A 13554-nucleotide genomic window follows, 5' to 3' on the forward strand; every position below is an offset into this window, starting at 1 on the left:
GGTACGGCGCATAGGCGGGTTGTCCGTACCCAGGCTGCGGTTGTCCGTACCCGGCCTGGGGCTGCTCGTACCCGGCCTGGGGCTGCTCGTACCCGGCCTGGGGCTGCTCGTACCCGGCCTGGGGCTGCTCGTACCCGGCCTGGGGCTGGGTCTGTTCGGCGGGTGTCTCGTACGCAGGTGGCTGGTACGTGGGTGGCTCGTACGCGGACGGCACAGCCTGCTCGGGTGGGGGCGGCGAAACTGAGGGGTCGCCTTCTCCCGACTGCTCCGAGGGAGGATGGTTCTCGTCGCTCATCGTGATGCTCCTTGCTGGCCGATGATCGTCATGGGGCGAGCGCGGGCGAGCGCAGGCAACAGTGAACGGTACCTACCGCAACATCAGAACCGAAACCTGACTGGCACTTTGTGGTGGATCGGCCCACGGCAGCGGCGCTCACCCGACTACCCTCTAGCCCAGACCCCCTTCCACTGAACCATCGCAACCACGGAGGTGCGCTATCAGCGCCGACACCGAGAACTACGTCGACAACTGGCAGGACGAGTCCGAGGCCATGATCAGCGCGCGTAAGCGTGGCACTGAGCGCGGTCTGGCCAGTCCGTCACCAACCGAGGCAGCGGCGATCTCAACGCTCACAGCGGCTGTCCAGGCGAAGGCCGTCGTTGAGGTCGGCACATGCGTGGGCGTCACCGGCTTGCAGATACTCGGTTCGATGCCAGCCGACGGCGTACTCACCTCCATCGATGCCGACGCCAATCACCACACCGCAGCCAAGGAAGCGTTCGCTGAGGCCGGCATCGATGCTGGTCGGGCGCGATTGATCACCGGTCAGGCCGCTGAAGTCCTGCCCCGCTTGGCGGACGCCGCGTATGACCTAGTCGTCATCAACGACATTGGCACCAACCCCGCCTCCTACCTGACCCAGTCCCTGCGACTACTTCGCCAGGGTGGTGCCTTGATCATCGAGGGTGCACTCGGCAACAACGGCGCCGTTGCCGATCCGTCTAATCGCGAGGCTCACACCGTTGCACTACGCGAACTCGCTGATGCGGTCAAGTTGAACGAGAGCCTGGTCAGCGTGCTCTTGCCGTTGGGCGATGGACTACTGATCGCTGTGAAACACGGCTCCTGACGGAGATCCACGGGCCCGAGGGCCGTTGCTCGTGACGCTTTGATGGTGAATTGATCCCGTGATGGTGAATTGTCGACACCCAGCGGCGAGGATCCACCACCACAGTGGCTACCAGAGGTTCGGGGCGTTGGATAGCCAGCGCAGCAGCAGCCTGACGCCATAGCCGGTCGCTCCACGGGTCAGTTCAGCGCGAGCCGCCTCGGCACGGGCCGGACCGGCAATATCCAGGTGTGCCCAGCGCTTGCCAGCGGTGAACTCGCGGAGGAAGAGCGCTGCGGTAATCGATCCGCCACCAACCGACCCGTCGCTCACGTGGGAGATATCGGCGATCGGGGAATCCAGCGAGGATCGGTACTCATTGACCAGCGGCATCCGCCAAAGCCGGTCGTTGCTCTCGTCAGCGGCACGTTCAAGCGCCAGCGCCAAGCCATCATCAGCCGAGTAGAGCGCGCCGAACACGCGCGACAGACCGAGTGTCGCCGCTCCGGTCAGCGTGGCCACGTCGATGATGGCGTCCGGATGCAGCCTCGCAGCCGCGTACGCCAATGCGTCGGCGAGGACCATGCGGCCCTCGGCGTCGGTATTGCGCACCTCCGAGGTCTGGCCGCCGTAGTGACGAACCACGTCGCCTGGCCGGTAGGCACTGCCGCTGGGCATGTTCTCCGCGCACGCGAGCAAGGCCACGACGTTGGTCGTGACCTTGAGCTCGGCCAGCGCGGACATCACCCCGAGTACGGCGGCGGCACCGCTCATGTCGGTCTTCATCAACGGCATGCCCTCGGGAGGCTTGATCGATAGCCCCCCGGAGTCGAACGTGATGCCTTTGCCGACCAACACCACGCGCGGCGCAGCGATCTCGCCGCGATGCTCCAGCACGATCAGATTCGGCGGTTGCACTGACCCGCCACCAACCGCGAGTAACCCGCCAAAGCCCCCACGTTCGAGGCCTGCGGCATCGATAACGCGGTAGCGCAGTTTGGCTTGCTTGGCCAGTTGCCGCGATTGGTCGGCCAGCGTGGTCGGGTTCTTTTCGTTGGATGGGGCATTCGCCAGATCGCGGGCCAAGAACACAGCCTGCGAGACCGCCTGCGCCCGCGTAAGCACAGCCTGGACGGTCGCGACCGAAGGCACGACAAGTTGGACCACCGTGGTCGAAGATTCCGGCTGCTCGCTCTTGCGGCTGAAATGGTAGGAGGCCAACAGCAGGCCCTCACAGAAGCTTTCCAGCGACGCGCGCGACAGCGTCGCCGTGACGTCACAGAGGACCACATCGGCGCCGCCGAGTCTGGGGGCCAGTTTGGCACCCGCCTCTCGCGCCGCGGCTACTCCGCCATCACCCATACCGAGCACGAGGAGCGACTCAGTGGTGTCGTCTTCCAGGTCAATCTCAACGATTTCGCCAGCCGAGCCGGTTGCGTCGGCCCGCTGCATCCGGCGAGCAACGTCGATGCGGTGGCTGGCGGCCACCCGAAGTGCGATGTCATCGGCGACGACGCCATCGGGCCCGGGTGTCGACGACGCGACGATGATGTTGGCCGGTGGTCCGGACACCGTCGCGGTCAGTGGTGTGGCTACGGCCGATTGCTCATCGTCATCGGCTGAGACGCCGAGCGCCTGCAACACGTCCAAGGGGACAAGTTGCAGGCGCAAGTTGGCATCTTCGATCACCATTCAGACGACTTAGCCGGCCACGGCGCTGAGCTGGATGCCTAGATCCTTTGCCTCATCGGGCGTCATCTCGACAACGAGGCGACCGCCGCCTTCAAGCGGAACACGCATGACGATCCCGCGGCCTTCCTTAGTGACCTCGAGTGGGCCATCGCCCGTCCGCGGCTTCATTGCCGCCATAGCCCGTCCCCTTTCGTCGCTTTGAGTGCGCGTGGATTGTCACGCCAACTCGATGATTATTCCGCATCCGCGACCTTGATCGCTCGTGTGGTCCGACGTGCGTCTCTATTGTGCTGCAGCTAGGCCACTCGCGTACCCAACTCGCCAGATTCGACCAGGCTTGCGAATTTGCGAAGTGACACCTTCATTCCGAGGGCAAAAGCCGGTTTGATCACCAGCCAGCCTACCTGTCCGAGGACGCCGAGCGGCAGATCGAGATCCTCCGCCCAGTAGAAACGGCTCCGGTCAGGACCGAGTTCCTGCACTCGCATGATGCCAATTCCGCGCACAACGCGACCGGTGTGCAGCACGTCAACGCGGACTGGGTCGTCCCATCGGGTGATGGTCATCGTGTCGAGGAATGAAATGGGTCCAAAGCCAGTGACTGCCGAGATCTCGCCACCAACCGCGATGCCGCCCTGCTTTCCTGGTCTGACGGTCGTGGCGGGAATCCATAGATCCTGCCCCCGCCAGTCGACCACCGCATTGAAAACCCGTTGCGCGGGTGCGTCGACATCAACCGAGAAAGTGATGGTGGTCATGGGGATCCCTCTCCGGCGGCGGTAACGGGTGGTGTGAACAGCTGCGGACCGTCGGTCGATCGATGTCCCTGTTCAAGCTCGGCGATCCGCGTGTCGCGGTTGGCCAATGCGGCGGTCAATGTCCGAAGTGCGGAATCAACCTCGTCCATCCGATAGCCGCGAGCAGCAATGGTGAACCGCACCCCCTGCACAGCCGACGGCGTCGGATCAGCAGGCAGAAGTCCGGCAGGCGGGCGATCACGGGTCGGCGAATCGAGCTGGCCAAGTCGGCCTGCGGCGATCAGTCCTATGGCAGCGAGTAGAACGATCCCGAGGACAACAAAGACCAATGTCATATTTGCCCTTCCGCGACCGCTGGCTGCGGCAATGGCTGCCGCTGATCCAATCCTAGGCGATGGCGGCAGTGATCAGTGCCCTTGCCAAACCCTTACCAACATCTGACACCACGGAGGGTGGGGCACGGCCAAACCCGTGCGATGGTAGCTGCGAACACGTCGAAGGGAAACCCATGCCAGGCAAGGACGCCACCGACCCACCCGAGAGCCACACCAACGCCTCGGAACAACCTACGGAATCGATCACGCAACCAACCAGTGTGATTCCGTTCAACGTCGATCCGGCGCCGACCAGTGGGACCAACCCCGCCGGTGGGGCTCCTCCTACCGACCCACCCGCGACTCCCCCCAGTAGTGGCGGACCGGGCGGTGGCGGTCCCGACAGCGGCGAACCGCACGGACTGTTCGCGTCGAATTGGGCGCGGTTGGCAGCATTGGTCGGCGGCATCGTCGTGACCTTCATGCTGATTGGCGGCGCCGCGATCGGCGTTGCGGCGGCCACCGGCAACCTCGGCAATGACAACCATCGTCGAGGTGATACTTGGGCCGACGGCGATGGGCGCGGCTTCGGAGATCGCGGTCGGCATGGCTTCATGGGCCGCGAGCGCGACAGGTCCGGCGAGGACAATCAACAAACGCCGGGTCAGGGTCGACCGGGCGGCCAGGGTCCAGGCCAACGGCTGGGCCAGGATCCAGGGCAGGGCGGCTTGATGGGACTGCTGCCTGGCGCGATCGGCGGCGTTGAGCACGGCGACTTCACGATGCGAGGCGCGGACGGCAACGCGGTAACCATGCGCATGGTGCGGGGAACGGTGACAGATGTGACTGCCAAGGCGATCACCGTCAAGGCCTCCGACGGGTACACCGTGGCCTATGCCCTCAACTCGACGACAAAGGTCTCTCGCAACCGGGCATCAGCGGCGCCCGGATCGGTTGTCAAAGGCGACTCCGCCATTGCGTTGGGGTCCGTGAGCGGGAAGACCGCCACTGCGACCTTCATCGCCGCGACCAGCGCGCCTCAATAGCCGAGCCACATAGCCCCGGGGTGGATGAGGCCGGGCCGCACGTCAGTCGGCCTCAAGCCATTCCTCCGGGTGGCCCGAGGGTTGCGCGATCGATGCGGCCGCGCGACCTTCCCCCGCCTCCCAGGCTCGCTGGATCGAGTCGAGCGCCTCCGTCGGATCCGAGTACCAGTGGGCGTCTGCTGCGGCAGCGGGTCGTACCAGCCCGGACGCCAACATCGAGTCGATGAGTTCACGCAGCTTCGCCAGGTCACCCCACGGATCCAGGATCACCACGGGCTTGCGGTGCATGCCGAGCGTGCGACCGACCCACGCTTCGAGTAGCTCCTCGAGTGTCCCGATCCCACCAGGCAGGGTCAGGAATCCGTCACTGCGGGAATCCATCAAGCCTTTGCGCTCGCGCATGTCCTGGGTGACCAACAGCTCATCGGCGTCCCTGTCCGCCACCTCCCAGGCCAGCAGTGCCCTGGGAATCACACCGGTGGTGTGGCCGCCGCCAGCCCGGACCGTCCGGGCCAGTTCGCCCATCGTTGAGATGTTCCCGCCGCCGGACACTAGGTCGATTCCCCGCGCCGCCATCTGCTGGCCGACTTCCTGCGCGAGTTCCAGGTAGCGGCCGTCGATCCGTTCACTCGACGCGCTGAAGACGCACAGCGCCCGAGAGGCTGTTGCCTTCACGGAACCATCTCGCCACCGGGGCCGTCCGCTGACCCCGAACCGCGTGGATCGGCGGGCGTTGTTGCGCCACCGGGGCCGTCCGCGCTCCTCACGGCCGGGGCGCGCAACAACGGTCCGGCGCTGGGAGACCGGTGTTCGGCGGCCGCCCGTTCGATGATTTCCAGCGCCTCTTGCGGATCATCGGTCACATGCAGCACGGCCAAGTCCACTGGAGCGATCTTGCCCTGGACAAGCATGGTCTGGTGAATCCACTCAAGCAGACCCGCCCAGTAGTCCTTACCCATCAGGATCACGGGGAAGGAGGTGACCTTGTGGGTCTCCACCAGGGTCAGCGCCTCGAACGTCTCGTCCAGAGTGCCGAATCCGCCCGGAAAGACCACGAAGGCTTGGGCGTACTTGACGAAGCAGGTCTTGCGGGCGAAGAAGTAGCGGAAGTGGATCCCGATGTCGACCCAGTGGTTGAACCGCTGCTCGAAGGGAAGCTCAATACCTAGACCGACCGATACTCCGCCGGCCTCACAGGCACCTTTGTTCGCCGCCTCCATAATTCCTGGACCGCCGCCACTGATAACCGCCCAACCGGAGTCGGCCAGGATGCGACCGAACTGCTCGGCGGCCGCGTAGCTCGGGTCGTCACTCGCGGTGCGTGCGCTGCCGAAGATGCTGACCGCGGGACCGAGGCTGGCAAGCGCATCGAACGCCTCGACGAACTCTGCTTGGATCCGCAGGACGCGCCACGGGTCCGCGTGCGCCCAATCATCGGGATTCCTGACATCGAGGAGTTGCTGATCGGAGGTGGCCGCTGCGGCCAATTCCCGTCGGACCACGACTTGGCCGTACTGGCGCTCCGGGATTCCGGGACCCACGTCGCCGGGTTGCTGGTCATCGGTCATGGCGCAACCGTAGTCACGGTGAACCAATCCTGGCCCACAATTCGATCGATCCGATCGAAGTCCCGCGCAGGGATCGGCAAGCACCCGCAATCCACCGGAAGCCCCAGGGCGATCGGCGCTCAGCTGCCGGTGAGCCAGCGGGTGAGCGCGTCATGACAAGCGTGCAACTGGTCGATGGTCACGTACTCGTCACGGTGGTGGGCCAGCGACGGATCGCCTGGTCCGTAGTTGACCGCCGGAACCCCGAGCTCGCTGAACCTCGCAACATCGGTCCAGCCGAACTTCGGGGCTGGCGTGGCACCGAGTGCTTTGACGAAGGCGGCTGCCGCCGGGTGGCTCAGTCCCGGCAATGCGCCCGGTGCGCTATCAACAACCGTGACCGCGAACCCGTCGAATAGCTCCTGCACGTTGACCAACGCCTGCTCGGGCATGGTTGACGGGGCGTAGCGATGGTTGACGGTCACGACTGCTCGATCGGGGATGACGTTGCCAGCAACGCCCCCACTGATCCCGACCGCGTTCATGCCTTCCCGATACTCCAACCCGTCGACCACAACGACGCGGGGCTGGTACGCCGACAACCGATTGAGAATCTCGTTGGCCTTGTGTATCGCGTTGTCCCCCATCCACGCGCGAGCGCTGTGTGCGCGCTCACCGAGTACCTCAACCTCGACCCGCAGCGAGCCCTGACAGCCAGCCTCGATGTCGGCGTTGCTCGGTTCCATCAGGATGGCGAAGTCACCGGACAGCCAGTCCGGATGAGTCTGGGCGATGCGGGCCAGGCCGTTGTACCGGGCGTCAATCTCCTCGCCCTCGTAGTACAGGTAGGTCACGTCCCACACAGGTTCGGTCACGGCGGCGGCGAGCTTCAGGCTGACGGCCACACCGCCCTTCATGTCGCACGCGCCAAGGCCGTAGAGCCGGTCGCCGTCGATGTGGTGGGGCACGTTGCCGTGTGGCGGAACGGTGTCGAGGTGGCCCCCGATCACCACTCGCTGGGAGGCGCCGGTATTCGTCTTGGCCAGGATCGTGTTGCCGTCGCGGTGAACCTCCAGGTGAGCGAGCGGTCGAAGGGAACGTTCGACCGCATCCGCGATCGGGCCCTCGTCCAGTGACTCGCTGGGAATGTCAATCAGCGCAGCAGCCAACTCCACTACCCCGGTGGACAGGTCTAGGCGCGGTGCGTTGATTTCGGTCACGCAAGTACCGTAGCCGCGTGAGCGCATCTACGACGCAATTGGTTTCCTCCGCAGCCGCAGGTCTGGGTTTGGCAAGTTACTACGGCGAGCAACTACTCGACGCCTGGTACCCGGCGCCCGCACTGTCGGCGGACCCACTGGATGTCGAAGGCCTTGGCGCGGGGATCTATCTCGATCCGATTCGGGAGGTTCGGATCACCACCGTGCGCACATCCATCTCAGACCTATCAGCGCCGCCGCTTGACGCCGCCGATGCCTACTTGCGTCTCCACCTGCTCTCCAACCGACTGGTCGTCCCTCGCAGCATCAACCTGGATGGCATCTTCGGACTGCTGGCCAATGTTGCCTGGACCAATCTGGGGCCAGTCAGCCTGGACGACCTGGCCGCCACTCGAATGCGCGCCTACGGCAAGGGTCAGCATCTGACCGTGTACGGCGTCGACAAGTTCCCGCGGATGACCGATTACGTCGTGCCGACCGGGGTCCGCATCGCGGACGCCGACCGGGTCCGCTTAGGTGCCCACCTGGCCGACGGCACGACGGTCATGCACGAGGGGTTCTGCAACTTCAACGCTGGCACACTCGGTGCGTCGATGGTCGAGGGTCGGATCTCCGCCGGGGTCGTCGTGGGTGACGGTTCCGACATCGGTGGTGGAGCCTCGATCATGGGCACCTTGTCCGGTGGTGGGTCCGAGGTCATCTCCATCGGGACTGGTTGTTTGATCGGTGCCAACGCCGGTGTCGGCATCTCGCTCGGAAACGGCAGCGTCGTGGAAGCTGGCTGCTACATCACGGCCGGATCGAAGATCACCCTGCCCGACGGTTTGGTCGTCAAAGGCAGGCAGTTGTCCGGAGCCTCCAACATGCTGTTCCGCCGCAACTCGGTCAGCGGTGCGCTTGAGGCAGTAACCCGCAGCGGAACGTGGGGCGGCCTCAATGAGGCTCTGCACGCAAACTGAGCACCATGGACCAGCCCGAAGCTGACCAACCGGCGCCACTCGCGTCCCGATCGCGCCTCGCGGGCATCACACCGCCCATCGACGGGCGCACGTTCCGGTGGTCGGTGGGAACCAGGCCCATTCCGATCGCGCAATGGCTGACCATCGGCGACGCGCGGCATGGCGAGTTGATCCGCAAGGACGAGCTGCTCGGCGACATCCACGACGAGGTCGTCGCGACGCAGCCCGCTGGACTCGCTGGTTCACGTGAGTTGTTGGCGATCCTCCTTGCGCACCTGACGAAATACCATGGCGACACGTTCGTCGTCGGTGAGGGCAAGGTGACTGATCGGACCTCGGGTCGGGTGACTCCAACGACCGATGGTCATCCGATCGAAGTTGCCGGTCGACTGGTCGCAGAGGACTTCTGCGTTCTGGACAAGACCGACGACGGCTGGGTCCTGACGGCAGCATCGGTCTGCTTCACCTCGCGGTGGCGGCTGCGAGACAAACTCGGTCAGAACATGGCGGGGATTCACGAGCCCGTTCCAGGTTATGAGCAGCGGCTGGGCAAGGCAGTTGATGCGGTGTTCGACCGGATGCAGCCAGAGCAGCTCTTGGCCCGATCCAACTGGACCCTGCTGGACACCGATGAGTTGTACCTACCGACTCGAGCAGTCCCCGCTGCCGCTGAGCAAGTCACCAGCGGTGCTCTGCTGCATGACTTCCCGTGGCTGCGGATCGAACGGCAAACCCTGCGCAAATTGCCAGTCAGCGAATCGATCGTCTTTACGATTCACACCAGCGTCGCGCCGGCCGAACAACTGAGCCCCGACGAACAAACGCGGTTGGCGCAGATGGCCGCCTCGGCGTCAGCCGAAGTACGGGCCTACAAAGGCTGGGACTAGCGCGGCAACCGGGTTAGCGAGACCTTCACACCAATCTCTTCAGAAATCCCACCGGAATAGACGCCCTTGAGCGGGCTCACATCCGCGTAGTCGCGACCCCGAGCAACGGCGGTGTGGCCCTCATCCACCGGCTGGCCATTCGTCGGATCCAGGGGCAACCAGGCGCCATCCCAAGCCTCGACCCAGGCATGACTCTCGCCGGTCACCGTCTCGCCGATCGCACCATCGCCGTCGTAGAGGTATCCGCTGACATACCGGGCCGGGATTCCCACCGACCGCAACAGCGACAGCGTCGCGTGGGTGAAGTCCTGGCAGACGCCGAATCCACTGGCCCATGCCTCGTGGGCGGTTGTCGACACCGAGGTCGTTCCGGTCGCGTAGTGCATCCGATCCCGAACCTGCTCGATCGCCAAATCGATCGCGGCCCGGGGCGTGGCCTGGGAACGCAGCCGATCAACCGCGTCGGCCCGATCTGGGTCGGAACTGGCATCGTCGATGTACTGCGATAGGCGCAGGAACTCACAGCGCTGGTCTCGCAGAGCCGGCTCGGCGAGCAACTCCCAACTGACACCCTCCGGTCGTTCGCCGAGGCCCGGGGTATCGACGACGTTGCGGGATTCAACCTCGAGTGTGGTGTGCGGCTCGTGAACATCGAAGGCCTCCACCAGGGTTCCCCAGTAGTCCGTGTAGGGAACGACCCTGGCGGTCGGCGTGACCCGTAACTCATGGGCGATCAACAGCTGGCCGCCACCGTCCGCAGGGGTCATCCGGGCCTCGTTGAACGACACCGCGACCGGGTCGGAGTAGCGCAATCCGGTGTGGTGGGTGACCTCAAGTCGCCAGCTCATCTCAATGGCTCCAAACCACAGTGCCGATTTGCCGGAAGAAGGCCGCCCGAACCTCGCTGCCCGCGTCCGCCGCGCTCGCGAGTGCGTAGTCGGCGAGGCGATCAACGGTGTCCGGGTCGGCATCGCTGGGCACAAACTCCAGCTCACTGCGCAGCAGCCCCACCGTGCGCAGGATGCCCCCGTGCGTTGACACCGAACCCATCGCCTCGAGTTCGCGGGCAGCCTGTTCGGCAACGATTGCGCAGCCAAGCATTGACCGGGGGAACGTCGGATCCAGCACCAGGAAGCTGCGAACCTCGTCGCCACCGAGCGGGTGGCCGCCGCGCAGGAACGCGTGCAAGCCGCCAGCGGCACGCAGTGCCGTGGCCGGACCACTCTCGGGCCACAACAGGTCATGGCGGACATTGAGCAGTCGGGCCGTCATGTCGATGCGTTCCAATGAGCGTCCGAGGCGCAGGAAGACCCAGGCCTCGTCGCGCGGACTCGTCCAGTCCAAGACTCCCGCGACGACCGCGAGGCGCTCGAGGACGCTGTACAGCAGCACGCCGGGACTCACCGGTTCGATGTTGCTCGCCGTCGCGGCAGACAACCGCAAGTGCACGCTGTTGAGGGCCTCGAAGACGTCGCCGGACAGGGCGTCGCGGATCGCGCGGGCGTTCTCCCGCGCGGCGGTTGCCGCCCCGGCCACCGTTCCCGGGTCACTGGGTGAGCCAAGGACCGCGCGAACCATCCCATGCGACGTATAGATCGACTTGGTGTCCGGGGAACCCAGCGACAGCGCATCGAGTAGCACGCGGCAACCCTCTTCGTGCGGAACCCGGGTGTCTTCCACCAGCAGTTGATGATGCTCGGCAAGCAGCCGGGTTGTGGCCTCTGAACGTTCGATGTAACGACCGATCCAGAAGAAGCTCTCAGCGAGGCGACTCAGCACGGGTCATCACCTGCTGGCCCTTGAGGTTCGTGAACTCCGTGTTGCTGCTGCTGTTCCTCTTGTTGGCGCATGCGGGCCTCGTGGGTCCGCGGCAGCGAGTCGCGCGGATTGGTGGGTCCCGCGACTGGGGCGATTCGGGTCTTGGCTCGCGCGGCCAGGATCGCCTCAGCACCGATCCATTCGTCTTTTTCGTCGCTCTCGCCACCACCGAGGACCCAGGTGTCCTTCGATCCCCCACCTTGGGACGAGTTGACCACCAGGCTGCCCTGGGTCAGCGCGACTCGGGTCAAACCACCGGGCAGCACCCAGATCTTCTTGCCGTCATTGATCGCGAACGGCCGCAAGTCCAAGTGCCGTGGCTGAAGTCGTCCGCCACTTGCCACCGTGGGCGACGTCGACAGGCTGACGACCGGTTGGGCGATCCACGCGCGCGGGTCGACCTGGATAGCCGTGGCGGCAGCGGCGAGTTCGGCATCGCTTGCCTGCGGGCCGATGACCAGGCCGTACCCGCCGGAACCATCGACGGGCTTGATGACCATCCGGTCGATGCGTCCGAGGACAAACGAACGGACGTCGCGATCGCGCAAGTCGTAGGTGGGTACGTTCGGCAGGATCGGCTGCTCACCGAGGTAGTACTCGATGATCTTGGGAACGTAGGGGTACAGCGCCTTGTCGTCGGCGACACCATTGCCCACACCGTTGGCGATGGTGACCGTGCCCGCGCGGGCGGCGTTGAGCAATCCCGGAACGCCGAGCACGCTGTCGGGTAGAAACTGAACGGGATCCAGGTACTCATCGTCGAGGCGCCGATAGATCACGTGCACCGGTTGGGGACCCTGCGTCGTACGCATGTAGACAAAGCCACCCCGGCAAAACAGGTCACGGCCCTCGACCAATTCAGCACCCATCCGCCGGGCCAGGAAAGCGTGCTCGAAGTGGGCGGAGTTATAGACCCCCGGGGTGAGCACCACGACGATCGGCTCGGCGACGTCACTGGGTGCAGCGGCGGCCAGTGCGCGGTAAAGCCGCTCTGGATACTCCGAGACCGGTTGCACGCGATAGCCGGCGAAGACCTCCGGTAGCACGTGGGCAAGCGTCCGGCGGTTCTCTAGGACGTAGGACACCCCCGAAGGGCAGCGCAAGTTGTCTTCCAAGACGTGGAAGGTACCGGCCTCGTCGCGGACCAAGTCCACTCCTGCGACATGGATACGGACCCCGTTGGCCGGCACGATCCCATGTGCTTGTCGGTGGAAATGGCTGGAGCTGGTGACCAGTTCCTTGGGGACCACGCCGTCGGTCATGATGTCGCCACGGTCATATACGTCGGCGAGGAAAGCCTCAAGCGCGCGGATTCGTTGCGCAACTCCGTCGGACACAATGCGCCACTCATCGGCGGTCACCACGCGCGGAATCAAGTCCAGTGGCAGCGGGCGTTCCCGGCCACTGAGGGTAAAGGTGATGCCCTGTGCCGACAGATGCGCATCGCGCAAACGCCCGCGATCTCGCAGACCGTCAGTCCCCAGATCGCCCAGGACGTTGTGGAGAACGTCTAGCCCGGGTCGGGGTTGTGACGCATCGTCGTACATCTCGTCGTAGGCGGGTTCGGCGGGAACGTAGGTCGGCAGGCCAGCGGCCGTGCCGTCGTCACCGCTGATCTCACTCACCGTCCCGGGAGTAACGAATGTTTGCACCTGCGTATTGGTACCCGACAGGCGTTACCGGCCAATGTTCGCCGAGTTACGGGCGGGTTGCCCGATGAACTCATCTGATCAGCGATCTGCAACCGCGACGTAGTCACGCTCCGGTTCGCCGACGTATACCTGTCGCGGGCGACCGATCTTGGTGGCCGGATCCTGAATCATCTCGCGCCATTGGGCGATCCATCCTGGCAGCCGACCGAGCGCGAACAACACCGTGAACATGTGCGGCGGGAAGCCCATCGCCTTGTAGGTCAAGCCAGTGTAGAAGTCGACGTTGGGATAAAGACTGCGGGAAATGAAGAAATCATCGGACAGCGCGACTTCCTCGAGCCGTCGGGCGATATCAAGGAGCGGGTCAGACACGTCCAGCGAATCCATGACATCGTCGGCGGCTGCTTTGATGATCTTGGCCCGCGGATCGTAGTTCTTGTAGACCCGATGCCCGAAGCCCATCAATTTGACGCCGTCCTCACGGTTCTTTACCCGCGCAATGAACTGATCTACCGAGTCGTCGGACTCATGGATCTGCGTCAGCATCTTGAG

At 64.7% G+C, this 13554-nt stretch carries 16 protein-coding genes; 4 read left to right on the forward strand and 12 right to left on the reverse strand.

The window, feature by feature from the left end; genetic code table 11:
• On the reverse strand, window positions 1–295 hold a 295-nt coding region (locus KAZ48_05585), incomplete at its 3' end, for a hypothetical protein (protein MBP7972250.1).
• A gap of 256 nt (window positions 296–551) precedes the next feature.
• Here KAZ48_05585 and KAZ48_05590 point away from each other — a divergent pair.
• The gene (locus KAZ48_05590; protein ID MBP7972251.1) at window positions 552–1130 is read left to right on the forward strand and encodes a class I SAM-dependent methyltransferase; all 579 of its coding nucleotides are present in this window, start codon (window positions 552–554) and stop codon (window positions 1128–1130) included.
• A gap of 108 nt (window positions 1131–1238) precedes the next feature.
• Here KAZ48_05590 and KAZ48_05595 read toward each other — a convergent pair whose 3' ends face one another.
• From KAZ48_05595 to KAZ48_05610, 4 genes are all read right to left on the reverse strand, one after another.
• On the reverse strand, window positions 1239–2801 hold the full coding sequence (locus KAZ48_05595; GenBank protein ID MBP7972252.1) for a leucyl aminopeptidase: 1563 nt from the start codon (window positions 2799–2801) through the stop codon (window positions 1239–1241).
• Window positions 2802–2810: 9 nt separating this feature from the next.
• Window positions 2811–2978 carry a DUF3117 domain-containing protein gene (locus KAZ48_05600; protein ID MBP7972253.1) on the reverse strand — a complete coding sequence of 56 codons (168 nt, stop codon included), beginning with the start codon at window positions 2976–2978 and terminating at the stop codon, window positions 2811–2813.
• A 119-nt stretch (window positions 2979–3097) separates the two neighbouring features.
• Window positions 3098–3559 (reverse strand): SRPBCC family protein, encoded by a 462-nt coding sequence (locus KAZ48_05605; protein MBP7972254.1) that lies wholly within the window; start codon window positions 3557–3559, stop codon window positions 3098–3100.
• The gene (locus KAZ48_05610; GenBank protein ID MBP7972255.1) at window positions 3556–3894 is read right to left on the reverse strand and encodes a DivIVA domain-containing protein; all 339 of its coding nucleotides are present in this window, start codon (window positions 3892–3894) and stop codon (window positions 3556–3558) included. The genes KAZ48_05605 and KAZ48_05610 overlap by 4 nt, the downstream gene beginning before the upstream one ends.
• 173 nt (window positions 3895–4067) lie before the next feature.
• Here KAZ48_05610 and KAZ48_05615 point away from each other — a divergent pair, with 173 nt between their 5' ends.
• Window positions 4068–4919 carry a hypothetical protein gene (locus KAZ48_05615; GenBank protein MBP7972256.1) on the forward strand — a complete coding sequence of 284 codons (852 nt, stop codon included), beginning with the start codon at window positions 4068–4070 and terminating at the stop codon, window positions 4917–4919.
• A gap of 42 nt (window positions 4920–4961) precedes the next feature.
• Here KAZ48_05615 and KAZ48_05620 read toward each other — a convergent pair whose 3' ends face one another.
• From KAZ48_05620 to KAZ48_05630, 3 genes are all read right to left on the reverse strand, one after another.
• Window positions 4962–5594 carry a TIGR00730 family Rossman fold protein gene (locus KAZ48_05620; GenBank protein ID MBP7972257.1) on the reverse strand — a complete coding sequence of 211 codons (633 nt, stop codon included), beginning with the start codon at window positions 5592–5594 and terminating at the stop codon, window positions 4962–4964.
• On the reverse strand, window positions 5591–6487 hold the full coding sequence (locus KAZ48_05625; GenBank protein MBP7972258.1) for a TIGR00730 family Rossman fold protein: 897 nt from the start codon (window positions 6485–6487) through the stop codon (window positions 5591–5593). Before KAZ48_05625 ends, KAZ48_05620 begins: the two co-directional genes overlap by 4 nt.
• A gap of 119 nt (window positions 6488–6606) precedes the next feature.
• On the reverse strand, window positions 6607–7713 hold the full coding sequence (locus KAZ48_05630; GenBank protein MBP7972259.1) for a succinyl-diaminopimelate desuccinylase: 1107 nt from the start codon (window positions 7711–7713) through the stop codon (window positions 6607–6609).
• Here KAZ48_05630 and dapD point away from each other — a divergent pair.
• On the forward strand, window positions 7704–8645 hold the full coding sequence (dapD, locus tag KAZ48_05635) for a 2,3,4,5-tetrahydropyridine-2,6-dicarboxylate N-succinyltransferase (protein MBP7972260.1): 942 nt from the start codon (window positions 7704–7706) through the stop codon (window positions 8643–8645). The two genes, KAZ48_05630 and dapD, sit on opposite strands and share 10 nt — an antisense overlap.
• A gap of 5 nt (window positions 8646–8650) precedes the next feature.
• Window positions 8651–9532, forward strand: coding sequence for a DUF3445 domain-containing protein (locus KAZ48_05640; GenBank protein MBP7972261.1), 882 nt, complete (start codon window positions 8651–8653; stop codon window positions 9530–9532).
• Here KAZ48_05640 and KAZ48_05645 read toward each other — a convergent pair.
• The 4 genes from KAZ48_05645 to KAZ48_05660 all read right to left on the reverse strand — a co-directional run.
• Window positions 9529–10380, reverse strand: coding sequence for a transglutaminase family protein (locus tag KAZ48_05645; protein ID MBP7972262.1), 852 nt, complete (start codon window positions 10378–10380; stop codon window positions 9529–9531). The genes KAZ48_05640 and KAZ48_05645 overlap by 4 nt on opposite strands.
• A 1-nt stretch (window position 10381) precedes the next feature.
• Window positions 10382–11311: an alpha-E domain-containing protein gene (locus KAZ48_05650; GenBank protein MBP7972263.1), complete on the reverse strand. Its 930-nt coding sequence runs from the start codon at window positions 11309–11311 to the stop codon at window positions 10382–10384.
• Entirely contained in the window at window positions 11305–12975 is a 1671-nt protein-coding gene (locus KAZ48_05655; GenBank protein MBP7972264.1) for a circularly permuted type 2 ATP-grasp protein, read from the reverse strand. The genes KAZ48_05650 and KAZ48_05655 overlap by 7 nt, the downstream gene beginning before the upstream one ends.
• A gap of 105 nt (window positions 12976–13080) precedes the next feature.
• Window positions 13081–13554: citrate (Si)-synthase (locus KAZ48_05660; protein MBP7972265.1), on the reverse strand; the 474-nt coding region annotated here is incomplete at its 5' end.

The sequence above is a fragment of the Candidatus Nanopelagicales bacterium genome, assembly GCA_018003655.1.
In the GTDB taxonomy this organism is placed as follows: Bacteria; Actinomycetota; Actinomycetes; order S36-B12; family UBA10799; genus JAGNDY01.